The organism is Rhodococcus sp. IEGM 1302 (assembly GCF_030056935.1).
In the GTDB taxonomy this organism is placed as follows: Bacteria; Actinomycetota; Actinomycetes; order Mycobacteriales; family Mycobacteriaceae; genus Rhodococcus_F; species Rhodococcus_F qingshengii.
In genome coordinates this window covers 43,075-63,320 of sequence record NZ_JASHKY010000022.1, presented here as the reverse complement: position 1 = coordinate 63,320, position 20,246 = coordinate 43,075, and the positions used below count along the sequence as shown (strand labels likewise).

At 62.4% G+C, this 20,246-nt stretch carries 17 protein-coding genes and 1 riboswitch; of the genes, 4 read left to right on the top strand and 13 right to left on the bottom strand.

Features of this window, described 5'->3' with window-relative positions:
* Positions 1–301 precede the first annotated feature (301 nt).
* Complete coding sequence (locus tag QM609_RS23175; RefSeq protein WP_156511741.1) at positions 302–511, top strand: hypothetical protein; 210 nt, start codon at positions 302–304, stop codon at positions 509–511.
* Positions 512–753: 242 nt separating this feature from the next.
* A complete protein-coding gene (locus QM609_RS23170) occupies positions 754–1,386 on the top strand; it encodes an AMIN-like domain-containing (lipo)protein (protein ID WP_050656518.1) in 633 nt (210 codons plus the stop codon).
* Positions 1,387–1,497: 111 nt separating this feature from the next.
* On the opposite strand, the gene QM609_RS23165 is transcribed toward QM609_RS23170, so the two are convergent.
* Positions 1,498–2,469 (bottom strand): bifunctional 5,10-methylenetetrahydrofolate dehydrogenase/5,10-methenyltetrahydrofolate cyclohydrolase, encoded by a 972-nt coding sequence (locus QM609_RS23165; protein ID WP_050656534.1) that lies wholly within the window; start codon positions 2,467–2,469, stop codon positions 1,498–1,500.
* Between the two features lie 23 nt (positions 2,470–2,492).
* Positions 2,493–2,573: riboswitch (ZMP/ZTP riboswitch) on the bottom strand.
* 174 nt (positions 2,574–2,747) lie between these two features.
* On the opposite strand from QM609_RS23165, the gene QM609_RS23160 reads away from it, so the two are divergent.
* Positions 2,748–3,251 carry an SRPBCC domain-containing protein gene (locus QM609_RS23160; protein ID WP_042923025.1) on the top strand — a complete coding sequence of 168 codons (504 nt, stop codon included), beginning with the start codon at positions 2,748–2,750 and terminating at the stop codon, positions 3,249–3,251.
* A gap of 33 nt (positions 3,252–3,284) precedes the next feature.
* On the opposite strand, the gene QM609_RS23155 is transcribed toward QM609_RS23160, so the two are convergent.
* From QM609_RS23155 to QM609_RS23100, 12 genes are all read right to left on the bottom strand, one after another.
* A complete protein-coding gene (locus QM609_RS23155; RefSeq protein ID WP_003944096.1) occupies positions 3,285–4,166 on the bottom strand; it encodes an acyl-CoA thioesterase in 882 nt (293 codons plus the stop codon).
* Positions 4,167–5,585 (bottom strand): pyruvate kinase, encoded by a 1,419-nt coding sequence (pyk, locus tag QM609_RS23150; protein ID WP_003944038.1) that lies wholly within the window; start codon positions 5,583–5,585, stop codon positions 4,167–4,169. It lies immediately after the preceding gene.
* Positions 5,586–5,667: 82 nt separating this feature from the next.
* The gene (locus QM609_RS23145) at positions 5,668–7,170 is read right to left on the bottom strand and encodes a glutamate synthase subunit beta (protein ID WP_050656517.1); all 1,503 of its coding nucleotides are present in this window, start codon (positions 7,168–7,170) and stop codon (positions 5,668–5,670) included.
* On the bottom strand, positions 7,163–11,662 hold the full coding sequence (gene gltB, locus QM609_RS23140) for a glutamate synthase large subunit (protein WP_050656516.1): 4,500 nt from the start codon (positions 11,660–11,662) through the stop codon (positions 7,163–7,165). Before gltB ends, QM609_RS23145 begins: the two co-directional genes overlap by 8 nt.
* A gap of 133 nt (positions 11,663–11,795) precedes the next feature.
* Positions 11,796–12,623 (bottom strand): TM2 domain-containing protein, encoded by an 828-nt coding sequence (locus tag QM609_RS23135; RefSeq protein WP_007728705.1) that lies wholly within the window; start codon positions 12,621–12,623, stop codon positions 11,796–11,798.
* Between the two features lie 126 nt (positions 12,624–12,749).
* Entirely contained in the window at positions 12,750–13,175 is a 426-nt protein-coding gene (locus QM609_RS23130) for a TM2 domain-containing protein (protein ID WP_050656515.1), read from the bottom strand.
* Positions 13,172–14,245 carry a prolipoprotein diacylglyceryl transferase gene (gene lgt / locus QM609_RS23125; protein ID WP_003944040.1) on the bottom strand — a complete coding sequence of 358 codons (1,074 nt, stop codon included), beginning with the start codon at positions 14,243–14,245 and terminating at the stop codon, positions 13,172–13,174. The genes QM609_RS23130 and lgt overlap by 4 nt, the downstream gene beginning before the upstream one ends.
* Positions 14,242–15,045 carry a tryptophan synthase subunit alpha gene (trpA, locus tag QM609_RS23120; RefSeq protein WP_050656514.1) on the bottom strand — a complete coding sequence of 268 codons (804 nt, stop codon included), beginning with the start codon at positions 15,043–15,045 and terminating at the stop codon, positions 14,242–14,244. The genes lgt and trpA overlap by 4 nt, the downstream gene beginning before the upstream one ends.
* The gene (gene trpB, locus QM609_RS23115; RefSeq protein ID WP_050656513.1) at positions 15,042–16,391 is read right to left on the bottom strand and encodes a tryptophan synthase subunit beta; all 1,350 of its coding nucleotides are present in this window, start codon (positions 16,389–16,391) and stop codon (positions 15,042–15,044) included. The genes trpA and trpB overlap by 4 nt, the downstream gene beginning before the upstream one ends.
* Before the next feature lie 74 nt (positions 16,392–16,465).
* Complete coding sequence (gene trpC / locus QM609_RS23110; RefSeq protein WP_003944016.1) at positions 16,466–17,275, bottom strand: indole-3-glycerol phosphate synthase TrpC; 810 nt, start codon at positions 17,273–17,275, stop codon at positions 16,466–16,468.
* Between the two features lie 125 nt (positions 17,276–17,400).
* Positions 17,401–18,105, bottom strand: coding sequence for a TIGR02234 family membrane protein (locus tag QM609_RS23105; protein WP_050656512.1), 705 nt, complete (start codon positions 18,103–18,105; stop codon positions 17,401–17,403).
* Positions 18,102–19,688: an anthranilate synthase component I gene (locus tag QM609_RS23100; protein ID WP_058227001.1), complete on the bottom strand. Its 1,587-nt coding sequence runs from the start codon at positions 19,686–19,688 to the stop codon at positions 18,102–18,104. Before QM609_RS23100 ends, QM609_RS23105 begins: the two co-directional genes overlap by 4 nt.
* Positions 19,689–19,745: 57 nt before the next feature.
* Here QM609_RS23100 and QM609_RS23095 point away from each other — a divergent pair, with 57 nt between their 5' ends.
* Positions 19,746–20,204 (top strand): peroxiredoxin, encoded by a 459-nt coding sequence (locus QM609_RS23095; RefSeq protein WP_007728696.1) that lies wholly within the window; start codon positions 19,746–19,748, stop codon positions 20,202–20,204.
* The last annotated feature ends 42 nt before the right edge of the window (positions 20,205–20,246 follow it).

The window sequence follows — 20,246 nt, the reverse complement described above, 5'->3', positions numbered from 1 at the left end:
TTGGAGACGAAGCATTGCTGGAATACCCGTTCAAGCACACGAGGGGCACGACAAGAATTCGGCACGACTGGAGCCGGGAGCCAGTGTCACCGTGATATATCCCCTTTGGGCATTGGTGAAGGGGACCAAGCACGCAGCTGACCGTAGGTCCTTGACCGTTCGCGGGACCGCAACCCCAACAGGTCGCCGCGCGCGTCTATCCCCTCGCCGACATTCATGGCGAATCCCGCGCAATATGAATTCGCTCTTCCCAGACTTTCAGCTCACACCCGACGTTCGCGCCTACCGAATGCTCTGGCACATGACGTCCGAGAAAGACGGCAGGACGCCTTTCGCGAGACACTGGCACAAAATTCGAAAATCGCTGTCAGAAGGTGCCAACGAACTAGAGCTCGACAAATTACTTGAGGACCTGGCTCCTGACTCCAACGCATTCATGACCGCAGCGAATGTCAAAGCCGCCTACGACGGCGAAGATTTAGCCGAGTGGGGAATTGCACAGGTGTACTGAACAATCGGGGGCGCTATGTGGACACGGTTTGGACACATTCCGCCCTCAGTGAGCATCAAGTCGTGTCACTAGATAATTGGTAAATTTGCAGGTGGCGGCCGGTACGGCTCCATCGCCGCTGGACCCTCGGTGGTCGATTTTTATTTCGAGTCTCACCGAGGGCACCACCTGCCGCAGCTGGCCGCACCGCAAGGTTTCGGCATTCGGCTGTACCCCAGATCGACCGCCGTTAGATTCGATCCATGAACGGTCACCGGCTGATTGCTCTGCTCGGAGCCATATCGATTCTCGCGCTGCTCACCGGGTGTCAAACAGACGGCCAATCCAATACTGCCGGCGAATCCAGCACTGCCGGCGAATCTTCCACCCAGGCCGTGCTCGATGCTGCAACACAGACCGGCACCCTTCAGGTCGGCTCTCCCCCGATCGATGCCCCATCCACCGAGATCTCCATGCCTCCCCCGTTCCCGAACGACACGGAGGTCCCTTCACCGACTCCGCGCGTCGATGTGACCGAGATCGACGTAACCGATCACGATGGTTTCACCCGAATCACCTACCGATTCGACGGAAATGGATCAGTGTTCTGGAAAACCGAATACGTCAGTGAAGCAATCCGAGCGGGTGACAGCACAGTCGTGGACGTCGGAAGTCGATCGATACTTCAAGTCGACCTGATGGGAGTCCAATCGGATTCGTCGCTCAACTCCGTATCTCACGAGGGCGAAAACATCACGCGCATAGACAGTGCAGCCAGGAACAGTGCGATCCTGCAGTCGTTTGTCGGCACGGTCGACATCCGTCCGGCATACACCGTATCGACATCCGATTCACCGTCCCAGTTGACGATCGACATCCCCAAAGCAGACAGCTGACTGTCGAATACCCAATTGCGCGCTCAGCTCAGCCATTCCAGCGCAGCGGTGCTCGACGCGGTAATTCGGGTATCGCGGGGCGGATGAATACTCCGTCTCGAAACCGAGGTCTCACAATCGATCCGAGGCGATTGCGGGGTCCGGTTCAACACGACTGTCATGATTCTCACTGCATGCCCGAACTTCCGCTGCTCGAACTGCTGCTGCCAGTGTTTGTTCCAGCAGGACCGCCACCGTCATGGGGCCGACGCCACCCGGCACCGGTGTGATCGCACCGGCATGTGGGAGCGCAGCGGCGTACTCCACGTCTCCGACGTTGCCCGCGTTGTACCCCGCATCGATTACCACTGCCCCAGGCTTGATCCACGCCCCTTTGATCAGTTCCGGAACACCGACGGCCGCGATGACGACGTCTGCCGAGGCGACGTGGGCGGCCAGGTGGACGGTTCGCGAATGGCAGTACGTCACCGTTGCGCCTCGACGCAGGAGGAGCATTCCCATCGGCAATCCGAGTATCGGGCTTCGGCCGACCACGACGGCATGCTTTCCGGTGAGTTCGACGCCTGTGGCGTCGAGGAGGCGCAGGATGCCACTCGGCGTACACGATTCGAATCCCCCACCGGTCAACGCCATTGCCGCAAAAGATGCCGAAGTGACGCCGTCAACGTCTTTGTCGGCCGAGATGGCATCGAACGCGGCCCGTTCGTCGATGTGGTCTGGCACCGGGTGTTGCAGCAGTATGCCGTCGATCGAAGGGTCCGCCGACAACGCTCTCAGCACGCCGACCAGTTCTTCGGTGGTTGTACTCACCGGGAGTTCGACCGTCCGCGACGTCATTCCAACGGCGACAGATCGTTTGGCCTTCATCTGTACATACGCCTTCGAGGCCGGGTCCGCTCCCACGATGACGGCGGCCAGGCAAGGAACGTGCCCCGCCTCATCACGAAACTGCCTGGTGCGCACTGACAGGTCCGCGAGCGCAGCATCGGCAATTGCGCGTCCGTCGATTATTCGAGCGGCCACGTTCTGGCTGGGCAGATTTTCGGGAGACAGATTTTCGGTAGGCCGATTCTCGGTAGACATGGATCCCCCTTCACACAAGATGTGTGAAGCACCCAGGCGGTCGATGCCTCGCGATGTGCACTCCCCGGTGGTAATCCCCACCCGCGCCAGTCGTGCGTGGTCAGCGTACCGCGCGGTTGCTTCACCGCCACGAAACGCGTCGAGAACGCCACTCACACAACGAGACAAATCGACATAACCTATCAATAGGTAACGATCTGACCTGCAGTTATTCCATCCTGTGCAATTAGATGGCACGATGGGGGCAACCGCACGGGCACCAAGCATTGGAGGCACCGATGGACAACGGCAAGATAAACCTGACCTATGACGGTCGGGTGTCACTGAGCTTCCAACTGGCGATTCCGCACGCACCGGACAAGGTCTGGAAAGTGATAACGGAACGCGAGTACCTCGACGCCTGGTTTCCGGCGGACGTCGATTTCGATCTCACTCCCGGCGCGGATCTACTGTTCAAGGTGACACCGGAACAAGTCGAGCGTTTCGGACTGCCCGCAGATCACGTGACGCGCGGGACGGTCATCAGCGTCCACCCGCACCGAATTCTCGAATTCCTCTGGGACGCAGACACTCTTCATTGGGAACTGGCACCGGACGGCACCGGCGGCTGTTGGCTGACTCTCACCCACACGATGGAGGACGAGGAATCCGCGTACGCGCACGCCGCCGGCTGGCACGCGGGCTTGGAAGTTGTTGCGGCCCAACTCGATGGACGCGAAGTCGACTGGTCTCCGTGGGACCGCGCCGACGAACTCTCACCGCAATATCGCAAGTCTGCTTGATTCTGGGCCCGAGTTCAGTCTCGGGCCCGCATCTCATTCCCCTTTGCGCGGGAAATGCCTGATCATTCCTTCTTGGACCACCGTCGCCAACAGCAGTCCTTCCACCGAGAAGTACCGTCCCGTTGCCAGACCGCGCGAACCTGCGGCGACCGGCGATTCGGTGGCGTACAGAACCCAGTCGGTGAACCGGAACGGGCGATGGAACCAGATCGAATGATTGACCGTCGCCGCGACGATACGATCATGACCCCAGGACAAACCATGAGTGGTCAGAATCGAATCGAGCACGGTGGTGTCGGACGAATATGCCAGCGTCGCAGCGTGAATGAGCGAATCGTCCGGCAGATCACCGTCGGGGCGCATCCACACCCGATTGTGGTTGAGTTTCTCGCCGGTGCCCTTGAGGATCCACGCCGGATCGTTGGCGTACCGCATGTCGATCGGCTTGAGCGCCGCACTGAAATGCGGCAGTTTTTCCTCGTACCCCACCAGATGATCGCCGATGGGAGGCAACGACTCCGGAAGTGGAACATCCGGGATCTCGACAGCATGGTCGAGCCCCTTGCCGGAGTCCTGGAACGCCGCGAGCATCACGAACAATTCGTTCTCACCCTGATAGGCAGTCACCTGACGGTTGGCGAACGCCCGCCCGTCGCGATGACGATCCACCCGATACTCGATGGGCGCCTTGACATCTCCGCCGCGAATGAAATGGGCATTCACCGCATGGATGGGGCGATCACCGTCGACGGTCCGCCCGGCGGCCATCAGTGCCTGAGACACCAACTGACCGCCGAACGTCCGCGAACCTACCTGTTTCGGGTGGTATCCACGGAACGCGTCTTCACCGATCTGCTCCAGATCCAACAGACCGAGGAGAGTACCGAGGTCGGTGGACGCGTTCGCGTGGGTCACTCAGTGGTCCTCTTCGCCGATACGGTGGACGTGAATGAGGTTGGTGGAACCGACAGTTCCCGGAGGGGATCCGGCAACGATGACCACGAGGTCGCCCTTGACGTACCGCCCGAGGGAGAGCAACGCACTGTCCACCTGACGCACCATCTCGTCGGTTGTGGCCACCGCATCGACCAGGAACGTCTCGGTTCCCCACGTCAGCGTCAGCTGACTGCGCACCGCGGGCAGCGGTGTGAAGGCGAGCAACGGCAGCGGCGTGTGCAGACGAGCCAGTCGACGCACAGTGTCACCGGACTGAGTGAACGCAACCAAGGCCTTGGCGTCGAGACGTTCGCCGATGTCGCGTGCTGCGTACGAGATGACACCGCGCTTGGTGCGCGGGACGTGGGTCAACGGTGGGACACGGGTTGATTCGTTCTCGACGGCCTCGACGATGCGGGCCATGGTGCGAACGGTTTCCATGACGTACTTGCCCACCGAAGTCTCGCCCGAGAGCATGACTGCGTCGGCGCCGTCGAGAACGGCGTTGGCGACATCGGATGCCTCTGCGCGAGTGGGACGTGAGTTCTCGATCATCGACTCGAGCATCTGCGTCGCGACGATGACCGGCTTCGCGTTCTCACGAGCAATCTGGATTGCGCGCTTCTGAACGAGCGGGACCTGCTCGAGCGGCAACTCGACACCGAGGTCACCGCGGGCGACCATGACGGCGTCGAACGCGAGCACGATGGCTTCGAGATTGTCGATGGCCTCGGGCTTCTCGAGCTTCGCGATGACGGGAACGCGGCGCCCGACTCGATCCATGATGGCGTGAACCAATTCGACGTCCGCCGGTGAGCGAACGAAGGAGAGTGCAATGAAGTCGACACCCAGCTTGAGAGCGAACTCGAGGTCGGCGATGTCCTTGCCCGACAGGGCTGGAACGGAGACGTTCATACCGGGCAGTGAGAGGCCCTTGTTGTTGCTGACCGGACCGCCTTCGGTGACCCGACAGACGACGTCGTTGCCGTCGATGGACGTGACGACCAGGCCGACCTTTCCGTCGTCGACCAGCAGTCGATCGCCGGCCTTGGCGTCGCGCGCCAATTCCTTGTACGTGGTCCCGACGCGATCGTGCGTTCCCTCGACGTCGTCGACGGTGATACGAACCTCTTCACCGTTGGCCCAGGTGGTCCGCTCGTCCTTGAATCGGCCGAGGCGAATCTTGGGCCCCTGAAGGTCGGCGAGAACACCGACGGCCTTTCCGGTGGCGTCCGACGCGGCGCGGACGCGAATGTAGTTTTCTTCGTGATCGGCATGCTCGCCGTGGCTGAAGTTGAGGCGCGCCACGTCCATGCCGCTCTCCACGAGCTCACGGATGCGGTCGCCAGAAGCTGTCGCAGGTCCAAGTGTGCATACAATTTTTGTCCGTCGGTTCACGGCTCGAGCCTAGTCGCTACCCCACCGCACTTCTATCCGGCATTTGCGACCTGCACTTTCTGTACTTACTCGATTCAGTTGGTCAGCTCACGAACAGCGGAAATGCCTTTGGATGAACCGGAGCCGGAAGCGCCGACTCGCCTGTGAGAAACATGTCGACGGCACGTGCGGCCGACCTTCCCTCGGCAATCGCCCACACGACCAGCGACGCCCCGCGATGCGCGTCGCCGCAGACGAATACGCCGGGTGTCCGGGTCTGCCACCCGACATCACACTCGATTCTGCCGAGTGGATCGGTGCCGACATCAAGGTCGGTGAGCAGTGGAGCGGTTTCGACGCCGTCGAAACCCAGAGCGAGCAGGACCATCTCGCACACCAGATCCGTCGTGTCGCCGGTCTCCACCAGGGTCCGTTGTCCGTCCTTCGCTCGTGACACGGCTACCGGAACCATCCGGATTGCGCGGACCGCACCCCCACCGTCGTCGAGAAATTCCTGCGCCGCCCATCGGAATCGTTTGTCACTGCCCTCCTCGTCCGCCGGCGAGGTGCGCAGGACCCGCGGCCACAACGGCCATGGGTCGCGATCTCGATCGCGGCGTGCCGGAGGTGGGACGTGGTAGTCCAATTCCGTCACCGAGAGCGCACCCTGGCGATGCACCGTGCCGAGGCAGTCGGCGGCCGTGTCGCCGCCACCGATGATCACGACGTTTTTACCTCGCGCCGAGATGCTCGACGCACCATCACCCTCGCATTCGCGGTTGGCCGCCCGCAGGTACGTCATCGCAGGATGGATTCCGCGAAGACTACGACCCGGTACGTCGGTGTCTCTGACACGATCAGCCCCGACCGCCAGGATTACCGCCTCGAAATCCGTCAGGAGGTCGTGCGCGCTCACGTTCACTCCGACGGCGCAGTCAGTGACGAATCGGGTCCCCTCGGCGGTCAGTTGGTCCAGCCGCCGGTTGATGAGGGCCTTGGGCAACTTGAATTCAGGAATTCCGTAGCGAAGCAGTCCCCCGATCCGATCGCTCCGCTCGAACACCGTGACACTGTGTCCGGCTCGTGTCAGTTGTTGAGCCGCGGCCAGTCCCGCCGGTCCCGAACCGACAACCGCAACACGGTTTCCGCTGTGAACTACCGCAGCCTGCGGCCCCAACCAACCCGACTCCCAGGCGTTGTCGACAATCGCCTGTTCGATGCGCTTGATGGTGACACCCCCCGACGTGTGCTTGTCGTCGAGTGCGAGAACGCACGCCGTTTCGCACGGTGCGGGGCACAGATGTCCGGTGAACTCGGGGAAATTGTTGGTGGAATGCAAATTCTCCGAGGCTTCGGACCACCGTCCACGCCGAACCAGGTCGTTCCATTCCGGAATGAGATTGCCGAGCGGACACCCCACGTCGGCCGAATGGCAGTACGGCACAGCGCAGTCCATGCAACGCGAGGCCTGTGCAGATACGTCTCGATTTCGCACGACGGGATCCAGCGACTCGTATACCGACGCCCAGTCGCCGACACGCACATCGGTCGATCTGGTCGGTGAGCCGGATCGTTTCACGTTGAGGAACCCGCGTGCGTCAGGCATGAGCCGGCTCCACCAGTTCGTTCTCTTCCACGACCTTCCGGTAGTCGACAGGCAAAACTTTGGTGAATCTCGGACTCTGGCCAACCCAGTCGTCGAGAAGTTTTGCCGCCACCGGCGAGCCGGTCGCAGCCAAATGCTCGCCGAGAATTTCGACCAGCTGACTGCAGTCTTCCGCCGAAGGCCGCTCCAGAACGACCATGTCGCCGTTGACCTTCTCTGCCTTCACGTCGAGTACGAAGGCAATTCCGCCCGACATTCCCGCAGCAAGGTTCCTACCAGTTGGGCCGATGATGACGACGCGACCCCCGGTCATGTACTCGCACGCATGGTCTCCGACGCCTTCCACCACAGCGACCGCGCCCGAGTTGCGCACCGCGAATCGTTCCCCGACACGCCCCCTGGCATAGAGCGCACCGCTCGTAGCGCCGTACAGCAGCGTATTGCCGGCAATCACCTGATCCTCCGCCACGAAGGGCGCGTCCTCACTCGGCCGAAGCGCGATTCGTCCACCGGAGAGCCCCTTCCCCACGTAATCGTTTGCATCGCCGACGACGACCAGCGAGATGCCGGGCGGCAGGAACGCACCGAGTGACTGGCCTGCCGTTCCACGGAGCACGACGTCGATGGTGCCTTGAGGTAGCCCGACGGCGCCGTAGCGTCTGGTCACCTCTGCGCCCAGCCTCGTCCCCACCGCCCGATCCGTATTGTGTACTGGCAGTTCGATATGCACGGGTCGAGCGTCCTCGAGTGAGTTCGCGGCGCACTCGATCAGGGTGCGTTCGAGTTCGCTCGAAACAGGTACACACGGCGGGTAGGCCGCGCCGGTCGGCGCGGCCGGAACGTCGAAGAGTGGTGAGAGGTCCAACGTGCGGCTCTTCCAATGCGCCACCGCCGGAGACATTTCCAATACGTCTGCGTGCCCCAGCGCATCGTCGATACTTCGAAACCCCAGTTCTGCCAACAACCGTCGTACGTCGGCGGCGATGAAGCGAAAGAAGTTCTCGACGTACTCGGGCCGGCCGGTGAATCGCTCGCGCAGTTCGGGATTCTGCGTCGCTACTCCGACAGGGCAGGTGTCGAGGTGACATACCCGCATCATGACGCACCCGGCCGCGATGAGTGGCGCCGTGGAAAACCCGTACTCCTGCGCCCCCAGCAACGCGGCGACGACGACGTCCCGCGCCGTGCGCACACCCCCGTCACACTGGACGACGATCCGATCGCGTAACCCGTTGAGCACCAGGGTCTGCTGAGTTTCGGCCAGCCCGATCTCCCACGGCGTACCCGCGTGGTGGATGGACGAGAGTGCCGCAGCACCCGTCCCGCCGTCGTGACCGGAGATCAGCACCACGTCGGCGTGCGCTTTGGCCACACCTGCCGCAACAGTCCCGACTCCGGCTGCGCTGACCAACTTCACGTGTATCCGCGCGCGATTGTTCGCGCACCTGAGGTCGTAGATCAATTGGGCGAGATCCTCGATCGAATAGATGTCGTGGTGCGGGGGCGGAGAAATGAGCCCGACCCCAGGCGTCGAGTACCGGGTTTCCGCGATCCACGGGTACACCTTGGACCCCGGAAGCTGCCCTCCTTCACCCGGCTTGGCACCTTGGGCCATCTTGATCTGAATGTCGGTGGCATTGACCAGGTAATCGCTGGTCACCCCGAAGCGACCACTCGCGACCTGCTTGACAGCGCTTCGACGCTTGTCGTCACGCAACCGCTCCGGCGACTCTCCGCCCTCACCGGTGTTGGAACGCCCGCCGAGAGCATTCATCGCAACCGCCATCGTCTCGTGCGCCTCCGCAGAGAGGGAACCGTAGCTCATCGCACCGGTGTTGAATCGAGCGAGAATCAACTCGACGGGTTCGACCTGATCGAGCGGAATCGGCGGACGAACCTCACACCGAAATCGAAACAATCCCCGCGGTGTTCCGCCCTGCGCGCTCAGTCGATCGACTTCATCGCTGTAGCGACGAAACATCTCACTTCGCCCGGTCCGGGTCGCATGCTGAAGGAAGAACACGGATTCGGGTGTGAACACATGCAATTCACCATCGCGGCGATACCGGTACTGTCCGCTGTCGGTCAACTGACGATTGTCGAACTGACGATGCTGCACTGCGGACGACGAGAACGCAGCCGTGTGGCGCATCAGAACTTCGCGCGCGACTTCGGTGATACCGATCCCGCCGATCCGGCTCCGTGTGTTGCAGAAGTATTCGTCGACCAACTCTCGACCCAAGCCCACGGCCTCGAATACCTGTGCGCCCGTGTAGGAGTGAACCGTAGCGATTCCCATCTTCGACATCACTTTGAGCACGCCGAAATTTGTTGCTCTCAGGTAGTTGTCCGACGCAGTCTTCGGATCTATCCCGGGAAGTTCGTCCTGCTCGCTGAGGGCTTGGACAGATTCGAGAGCAAGATACGGGTGGACAGCCGCCGCACCGTAGCCGATCAGCAGCGCGATGTGATGAACTTCGCGCGCGTCACCCGAGTCGACGACGAGGGAAACCTTGGTCCGCAGGCCATGACGAACCAGATCGTGGTGCACGGCTGATACTGCGAGCAATGACGGAATGGGAGCCTGCTCAGGGCCTGATCCACGGTCGGAGATCACCAGAATCTCGATTCCGGCTGCGGCGGCTGTTCGGGCGGACTCACGAAGCCTCTCGACGCCTTCGGTGAGACTGCCCCTCGGATCGAAACCTGCGCGAAGGACAGCGCTTCTCGGAGTTCTTGCGCCGTATAGTTCGGCGACCTTCGCCATCTTCCCCGGTCCGATCACCGGTTTGTCGAGAACAATCCTTCGGCACGACAGCGCCGACGCTTCGAACAAGTTCTGCTCAGCGCCGAGGGTGACACCAAGCGTAGTGACGACTTCCTCGCGAATCGCGTCCAAAGGCGGGTTGGTCACCTGAGCAAAGAGCTGAATAAAGTAGTCGTACAACAGCTTCGGCCGATCCGAAAGAACGGCGAGAGGCGTGTCGACACCCATCGATCCCAACGGCTCCGATCCTGAGCTTGCCATCGGGACAAGAATGTCCCGCAGGTCCTCGGCGTGGTATCCGAAGAGCAACTGCCGTTGCAACAGCGGAGCCGGATCGCCTCGGGCAGGCGCAGTCTCGGGGATGTCCTCGAGGTCGACCAATCCCCCGTCGACCCAGTCCCGGTAGGGGGCTGTGCTCGCGAGTTCGGACTTGATCTCCGCATCGGAAACGATCCGATGGCGAGCGGTGTCCACGAGAAACATGCGTCCCGGTTCGAGGCGCCCCTTCTCCAACACCTCGGACGTGGGAGCGTCGAACACACCGCTCTCACTGGCCAACACGATACGGTCGTTCTTCATCCGCCACCATCGCCCTGGGCGAAGACCGTTGCGATCCAACACGGCCCCGACAACAATGCCGTCGCTGAACGTCACGGACGCCGGACCGTCCCACGGTTCCATCAGACAACCGTGAAATTGGTAGAAGGCCTTTATCTCGTCGGGCATCGAAGAATCGTTCTCCCAGGCTCCGGGAATCATCATCGCGATGGCGTGTTGCACACTGCGGCCCCCGAGCGTCAAAAACTCCAGTACTTCGTCGAACGACGAAGAGTCGGATCCTCCCGGGGTGCAGATCGGAAACAGGCGATCGATGTCCCCACCTAAAAGTGTGCTCCGCAGCATCGGCTCGCGAGCGCGCATCCAATTCCTGTTTCCCACAATCGTATTGATCTCGCCGTTGTGGGCGATGCAGCGATACGGCTGAGCGAGTGGCCACGACGGAAATGTGTTCGTGGAGTATCGACTGTGCACGACTGCCAACGCAGTTCGCATTCGGTCGTCGCGTAGGTCGGTGAAGTAACCGGATAACTGCGTCGGCGTCAGCATGCCCTTGTACACGATGGTTCGGGCGGACAACGAGGGAAAATACACTGCAGTGTCGGCCGAGTGAATCCGCTCGGCTTGTCTCCTGAGGGCAAAGACTCGTCGGTCCAAGGCAATTCCGCCCACACTACGATCCCGTGACTCGGCGCACGTCACAAAACACTGACTGATGTACGGAGCGCACTGCGCGGCAACGGTTCCGACGCAGTCGCGGTCGACCGGCACCTCTCGCCACCCGATAATCCGCAGTCCTTCTGCCGCTGCGTACCGGTGTATCCGAACTACCGCGCGCCAACGTGCTTCCTGATCCACCGGGAGAAAGCAGTTTCCGGCCGCGTAGGTGTTCTCACCCATAGCGTTGGGTGGTGGAAGCTCGAACTCGGTCACCGCGTCGAAGAACTCCGTCGGCAGCTGAATCAGAATGCCCGCGCCGTCTCCGCTGTTGGATTCGCGCCCAACTGCGCCGCGATGGGAGAGATTGCCCAGGACCGCGAGCGCATCGTCGACAATGGAATGCAGGTGGCGTCCAGAGGTGTCTGCTACCACGGCTACACCACACGAATCGGTTTCCTGATCGGGGTCGTACAGGCCCCGAGGTTCAGGTATTCGAGAAAACAGCACTCGGCGACCTCCACGCGGACATGCAGCCGACGTGCGCTAGTTTATCAGCCCATAACCGCAGGTCGCGAGAGCAAAACGGTGACCCCCTGATACGGAGGCATCAGGGGGTCACACTTGCCGAGGGTCGTTTCGATCAGCTACGCAAAGGGCGGTTGTACTGATCGCGCACACTGCCGGTCAACATCATGATTCCGTCGATGAGCGGCCAGATGCCACCGATTCCACACGTCAACCAAGTGACCGCGATCTGTGCGACAGCCATGCCGGGCTGGTTGAGATAAAAACGTCCTGCACCGAATCCGCCGAGCAGAATGCCCAGCAATCCGGCAGTCGTCTTCGACTTGTCCGAGTACGGTTCACCGGTCATCGGGTCACGTCCGTATGGTGCGGACGGGTCGACCAGGCCGTAGCCAGGCTGAGGATAACCCTGAGCTTGTGGGTACCCCTGAGGCTGACCGTAACCCGGCTGTGAGTATCCCGGCTGGGGGTAGCCCTGCGGCGGAGCCGCGTAGGGATTCGGAGTCTGATCTGCCGGTGCACCGTAGACGGGACCGTCCGTCGGGGTTTGGGTCGGCCTCGAGTAGTCCGGCGCCGGATAGTCGGTCGCCGGATAATTCTGGGCGGCGTAACTTTCCTGCGACGTGTACGGCGCTGTGGGCTGATTCGGGGTGGAATCAGAATCGGCAGCGGGAAACGCTGTGGTCGATTCGGTTCCGGTCGGCGGCGGGTAGATGGGGTGGTTTCCCCATCCCGGACCGTTTCCGACTCCCGAATACGTGTCCCAGCCTGGACCGGTGCCGGTGGTCTCCGTCGACGGCGTCTTTTCGGTGGGTGCCGAGGTTTCCGTCAACGACGCATCCGCCGTCGCGTCGTAGTCGAACGGCGACCCGAACTGCGGTGGAACCGGCGGCTGTGATCCAGACGAGTCCCCCGACTCGGAAGGTTCCGGATTCTTGTTCAAGTTAGGCAACGTACTTTCCTTCGATTCGACGACGGTACGTAATAGCTTTTGTTATCGGACTTCGAGAAGGTTCGACCTTCTCGAGGCCAGTCCCCCACACATGTTTCCTCGGTTCGCGCTCGCGACTCATCCTCGCAATGGCCGGCGAGCACCGTCCCGCGCATTGCCCGAAAGTATCACGATGCCGTCGACGAACGCCCAGATCCAGATTCCGATCGCAAATGGAATTCCGATGAGGACCGCCGACATGAACAGCGCGAAGAACATGCCGAGCAGTTGGCACAATCCGATGCCGACACTTCCGATATAGAGGCGCCCGACTCCACAGATTCCGAAGAAGCCCAGCAAGATCTGCAACAGTCCAGCGGTGGCCTTCGACTTGTCGGAATACGGTTCCCCGGTTACCGGGTGCCGACCGTACGGGGCGTAGGGATCTCCGAACCCGTACATCGATGGAGACGGCAATGGCTGCTGATATCCGTACGGATTGGGCGCGCCGTAGACCGGTCCCTGATCCTCGGGGAATCCCCCCTGCGAATAGGGACCTGTCACGGCTTGTCTTTCTTCGACAGCTTCACCGCGTCCGACGACTCATCCGACGCTGCCGTGGAGTCGCTTGCCTCACTGGAAGCGGATTCAGCAGCATCGGATTCAGAATCTTCAGCGTCGGCGCCTTTCGCGTCGGCCTTCGCCGAATCAGTTTCGGTAACTGGCGCCGCGACTCCTGCTTCGCCGGCAGCTACCGCAGCGACGTAGTCCTTCGACTTCAAATCAGCCGGATCCTCACGACCCTTCTTCGCCAGGAAGAAGTAGGCCAGTGCGGCGAAGAACACGATCCCCGAAGTGAATGTGTTGACGCGAATGCCGGCGATCTCGTAGGCGAAATCGTCGCGCATCAGTTCGACGACGAACCGGCCCAGGCAATAGCCCGCGACGTACAGAGCAAATAGGCGTCCGTGGCCGATCTTGAATCGGCGGTCGACGAGGACCAGCAGGATCACGATCAGGACGTTCCACACAGCTTCGTAGAGGAACGTCGGGTGAACGACCCGAATGACTTCTCCGTTGGAGACACCTGCCAGTTGATCGAGCTGGCCGGAAGAGTTCACACGCTCGAAGATCTCGAGGCCCCACGGGACGGTGGTCTCGCGACCGTACAACTCCTGGTTGAAGTAGTTGCCGATACGACCGATGGCCTGCGCGAGCAAGATTCCGGGCGCAATCGCATCACCGAGCGCGGACACCGGAATGCCGCGTCGACGGCAGCCGATCCACGCACCGATGCCGCCGAGGAACACTGCTCCCCAGATTCCGAGGCCTCCCTGCCACACCTTGAGTGCGTCGAGTGGCTGACCGTTCTCGCCGAAATAGGCGGGCCAGTCGGTCAAAACGTGGTAGAGCCTGCCACCGATCAGACCGAAGGGAACGGCCCAGATCGCGATGTCGAGAACGGTCCCCTTCTCGCCGCCGCGGGCGACCCAACGACGATCTCCCCACACGATCGCGACGATGATGCCGAGGATGATGAAGAGCGCGTAGGCGCGAAGCGCCACCGGTCCGACGTACCAGACGCCTTGGGGCGGGCTGGGGATATAGGCCAGCAGGTCCACAGTTGAGGTCACGACGCCACGGTAGCCGAGCGGACGCCCTCGGCGAGTTCTTCGGTGAGCGAGCGAACCGCTCCCAGGCCGTTCTCGACCGCGGAGACCAGAGCCGAGCCGACGATGACGGCATCGGCGTATGCCGCGATTTCGGCAGCCTGTGCGCCGGAGCGAACTCCCAATCCGACGCCGACGGGAATGTCGGAATGCGCGCGGATTCGTGCGGTCAGTTCCGGAGCCATCGAAGACACGGCGTCGCGAGCGCCGGTGACACCCATCGTCGAGGCCGCGTAGATGAATCCACTACTCGCATCGAGTGTCATCGCGAGTCGTTCTTCCGTCGAGGACGGAGCGACAAGGAAGATCCGGTCGAGGTGGTGCTCCTCGGATGCTTCCATCCAGGCGCCGGCTTCTTCCGGAATGAGGTTGGGGGTGATCAGTCCGAGCCCGCCGGCGGAAGCGAGGTCTCGTGCGAACTTGTCGACGCCGTACTGCAGTACCGGGTTCCAGTAGGTCATCACGACGGCCTTGCCGCCGACCGAACTGATCTGCTCGATCACGGTGAAGATGTCGCGAAGGCGAACGCCGTTGGTGAGTGCGGTTTCGGCTGCACGCTGGATGGTCGGACCGTCCATGACCGGATCGGAATACGCGACACCGACTTCGATGATGTCGCAGCCGCCGTCGACCATCGCCTTGAACACGTCGATCGATTCGGGAACGGTCGGATAACCGGCAGGCAGGTAACCGACGAGGGCGGCACGCTTGTCAACCTTGCACGCGGCAAAGGTGGGTGCGAGGCGTGATGGTCGTTCGCTCACTTGTCCGAGCCTTCCGTGTTGTCGTTCTCGTCTGCTGCATCATCCGGAGCGGCTGCCTGACCTGAGGCGCCGTCGAAAAGACCGAACCAGCTTGCGGCGGTGTCCATGTCCTTGTCACCGCGACCGGAGAGATTGACGACGATGATCGCGCCCTCACCGAGTTCTTTGCCCAGTCGGAGTGCGCCGGCGACGGCGTGGGCCGATTCGATGGCCGGGATGATGCCCTCGCGGCGTGAGAGCAGCAGCAGCGCATCCATGGCTTCACTGTCGGTGACGGGTTCGTAGGTCGCGCGCCCGATATCGCTCAGGTAAGCGTGCTCGGGTCCGACGCCCGGGTAGTCCAGACCAGCAGAGATCGAGTGCGATTCGATGGTCTGACCGTCTTCGTCCTGGAGCAGGTACGAGTAGGCACCCTGGAATGCACCAGGGGTACCGCCGGCGAACGTTGCTGCATGCCTTCCGGTTTCGACACCGTCGCCGGCTGCTTCGTAGCCAACCAGCCGTACCGACAGATCGTCGATGAACGGGTGGAAGATTCCGATTGCGTTGGAGCCGCCTCCGACGCAGGCTGTGACTGCATCGGGCAGGCGGCCGGTCAGTGCCTGAACCTGGACGCGTGTTTCGAGGCCGACCACTCGCTGGAAGTCCCGAACGATGGTGGGGAACGGGTGCGGGCCTGCCGCGGTACCGAAGCAGTAATAGGTGTTGTCCGCGTGGGCAACCCAGTCGCGCAAGGCTTCGTTGATCGCGTCCTTGAGCGTGCGCGAACCGGTCTCGACCGAGACGACCTCCGCGCCGAGAAGTCGCATGCGCGCGACGTTGAGTGCTTGCCGTTCGGTGTCGACAGCACCCATGTAGATGACGCACTCGAGACCGAGCAGTGCACAGGCGGTGGCCGATGCCACACCGTGCTGGCCCGCTCCGGTCTCGGCGATGATGCGGGTCTTGCCCATACGCTTTGCCAGCAGAACCTGACCGAGAACGTTGTTGATCTTGTGAGAACCGGTGTGGTTCAGATCTTCACGCTTGAGAAGGATGCGCGCACCGCCGGCGAACTCGCTCATTCGCGTTGCCTCGAAAATCGGCGACGGGCGCCCGGTGTAATCGCGCTGCAAGCGGTCGAGTTCGTTCAAGAACGTGTCGTCCGCGCGAGCCTTTTCGTACTCCGCAGTGACTTCGTCGATAACCGCCATGAGGGCTTCCGGCACATGCCGTCCGCCGTAGACGCCGAAATGGCCTCCGGCGTCGGGATCGTGGGAGCGCTCGGTGAGTCCCGCGCTGGCCGGCGGCAGATTGCCGCCCTTGAATATTGCACCGGAGCCTGGTTCCTGAGTACGTGAAGTCACCCCACCAGTCTGCCCCAACGGTGTCGCTGGTCACCGCCCGGGTGCATCAAAGCACGCCGGGCGGGTGAAGCGATTTATCGAGACGGTTTGGGGCAGGACGGGTGCGCACCTGCATTGACCAGATCTGCGACGGCCTTGCGAGGGTCGCCGCTGGTCACGAGGCCTTCACCGACGAGCACTGCGTCGGCGCCCGCCCCGGCGTACGCCAACAGATCGGCAGTTCCGCGAACACCGGACTCGGCAATCTTGATCGTCTCGGTCGGAAGACCGGGAGCGATGCGACCGAAGGTGTTCTTGTCCACCTCGAGAGTCTTGAGATTGCGGGCGTTCACACCGATCACCTTGGCGCCGGCTTCGAGCGCGCGGTTGGCTTCTTCCTCGGTGTGCACCTCGACGAGGGCAGTCATTCCCAGAGATTCGGTGCGATCGATCAACGAGGCGAGCGCCTGCTGCTCGAGTGCCGCGACGATCAGCAAGATGACGTCGGCGCCGTGAGCGCGAGCCTCGTGAATCTGGTACGGCCCCACGATGAAGTCCTTGCGGAGCACCGGAATGGTGACCGCTTTACGGACTGCGTCCAGGTCGGCCAACGAGCCGTGAAAACGGCGCTCTTCGGTGAGAACACTGATGATGCGTGCGCCACCGGCTTGGTACGCCGCGGCAAGCTCAGCGGGATCGGCAATGTCGGCCAACGCACCCTTTGACGGGCTCGCTCGCTTGACCTCGGCGATGACGCCGATGCTCGATTCCAGAAGTGCTGCTGCAGCATCGAGTGCAGGCGGTGCAGCGGCCGCAGCAGCCTTGACTGCAGCGAAGTCGAGTACGGCTTCGCGGGCGGCGACATCAGCGCGCACCCCGTCGAGAATCGAGTCGAGTACGGTCATCGTGGCCCGAATCCTTTCTGGGCAAGAGCCCGATGTGAGATACGTCATCAGGGTGGTCTCAGCCTAGTGGGACGAAATTTTGCTACTCCGTCGGGGTACCCACGCAGGTGAGGGTTCAGTCTTACTCAGTGGGACGACCCCGGTTTCGCGCCGTTGTCTCCCCCAACTCCGTCGTCCCCGTCAGTCTCTGTCGGGTCCTCTCCGGCGTCGAGCGCATCCCACAACATCCGTTGTGTCACAGGCTCGTCCGATGCGGGTTTGTCTCCCTGACCGAGCTTGGCTGCGGCCTCGCGGCGCGCGGCAGGGTTGTCGTATTTCGACGACAACCCGCCTCGCACTGGAGGTTTGCGCATCAGAAGTACCGCCGCGCCGAGCGCCGCCACCGCTCCGACCAACGCAAGCAAGGCAGGCAATACCGAAACAGTCGTCGAGAGATCTTCCGGGTGACCGGACAACTCGGCCAAGTCCACCGCTCGGTCCGCAGAGGCTCCGGACACCAACAACTGCACTGCCGGAACCGCTACCGCGATGGCGACGAGGGCAACCAACAGTCCGACTACCCGAAGTGCCCAACCTCGCACCGCAAACGACGCCGCGATCGCCGCCAGAAGCGCGAGCGCGAGCGGAGTCATCGCCGCCGCCCAGGTGCTGCCGTCGAGATCCGTCGTCCTCTCCAGCGTCTTGCCGTCGCTCGAGGTCAGATGAACCCACGTCATTCGTGAGCTGCCCCACAGAGCTGCTGCCGACAACGCCAGCAGAAGCGTTCTCGGCACGGCGGTGCCACGAGAAACGCTTGTAGGCTCCGCTGCACTCGACTCGTTCTCACTCACTGATCGTCACCTCCGATGGTGCGCAGGGTGTGCGCCGACGCAATCGCGCTCAGCACTGCCATCGCCTTGTTGCGGGCCTCGGTGTCCTCGTAGACCGGATCCGAGTCGGCGACGACGCCGGCGCCCGCCTGGACGTATCCGATCCCGTCCTTGATCAATGCCGTTCGGATCGCGATCGCGGTGTCGGCGTCGCCGGCGAAGTCGAGGTAGCCGACGATGCCGCCGTAGATACCGCGCCTGGTCGGTTCCAGTTCTTCGATCAGCTGCATCGCTCGGACCTTGGGTGCCCCCGAGAGGGTTCCAGCGGGGAAGCATGCGGTGACGGCGTCGAGAGCGTGCTTTCCCTCGGCCAGATGACCGGTGACGGTCGATACGAGATGCATCACGTGGCTGTACCGCTCGATGTGCCGGTAGTCGTGCACCTTCACCGTGCCCGGGCGACAGACACGACCCAGATCGTTTCGCCCCAGATCGACGAGCATGAGGTGCTCGGAGTTTTCCTTCTCGTCGGCGAGGAGATCTTTCTCGAGCAGGATGTCGTCCTCCTCTGTGGCACCGCGCCATCTGGTTCCAGCGATCGGGTGTGTTGTCGCGACGCCCTCGGCGACGGTTACCAGTGCCTCAGGGCTCGAACCGACGATCGAAAACGCCGTCTCTCCATCACCGTTCGGCACGTTGAGCAGATACATGTACGGGCTGGGGTTCGACGCTCGCAGCATCCGGTACACGTCGATCGGTGCTGCAGTGCAATCGATCTCGAATCGCTGCGAGAGAACTACCTGGAATGCCTCGCCCGCTTCGATGTCGCCGATCAACTTGTCGACATCGACACCGAAGCTCTCGGTGGTGCGCTGACGACGGTAGTTCGGAGTCGCTTTCGAAAATGTCGACACCGTCGATTTCGCCGGCGCCGCGAGAGCACGAGTCATCGCGTCCAACCTGGCGACTGCGTCGTCGTACGCCGTGTCGACGCGCTCGTCCGTGCCATCCCAGTTGACGGCATTGGCGATGAGGGTGATCGCCCCTTCGTGGTGATCGACTGCGGCGATGTCGGCGGCAAGCAGCATGACCATTTCGGGGATCTGCAGGTCGTCGACCGCGGAGTCACCCAATCTCTCGAGGCGCCGCACCGCGTCGTAGCCGAGGAATCCGACCATTCCGCCGGTCAGCGGGGGCAGGTCGGGCAGCCGCTCCGAACGAAGCAGCTCGAGGGTGGCACCGAGCGCGTCGATCGGGTCGCCGCCGGCCGGAGCGCCGGCCGGAACGTTGCCGTACCAGGCCGCCTCTCCGTCCACGACGGTCAGTGCAGCCGGACTCCCGACGCCGATGAACGACCACCGCGACCACGAACGACCGTTCTCGGCCGACTCGAGCAAGAAGGTGCCGGGACGATTGCCGGCCAACTTCTCGTACGCCGAGAGCGGAGTTTCGGAGTCCGCCAACACTTTCCGAGTGACCGGAACGACCCGGTGCTCAGCTGCGAGAGCTCGGAACTGCTCCCGGGTCGTGGTGGAATCGGACGCGTCACCGACGATCGCGGTGTCGGACGACCGTGCGGACATGGAGGTGGGCTCGCCGTGCATGGCTCCATCATCCCAGGCTCCCCCATGTGGCCGTCGTGCGCGGGTAACCTCGGCCGAATGAAACCAGGCCAACTCGCTCCCGATTTCTCACTGCCCGACCAGGACGGGACTCCGCGCTCGCTGACGAGCCTGCTCGAGAACGGACCCTTGGTCCTCTTCTTCTACCCGGCAGCCTCGACACCGGTGTGCACCGCCGAGGCGTGCCACTTCCGTGACCTCGGCAGCGAATTCGCCGCGGTGGGCGCTTCGCGAGCGGGCATCAGCACCGATACGGTCGAAGCTCAGTCCACCTTTGCCACCGCACAATCCTTCGACTACCCCCTACTCGCCGACACCGACGGCAAGGTAGCCGAACAGTTCGGCGTCAAGCGCGGACTCCTGGGCAAGTTGGCTCCGGTCAAACGCTCGACCTTCGTGATCGACACCGACCGCACCGTCCTCAAAGTCATCTCGAGTGAACTACGCGCCAACACCCACGGCGACCAGGCGCTCGAGTTCCTTCGCAATCGAAGCTGACTCACCTGGGCGACCTGATTCTCTGCGCAACCTGACTTCTCT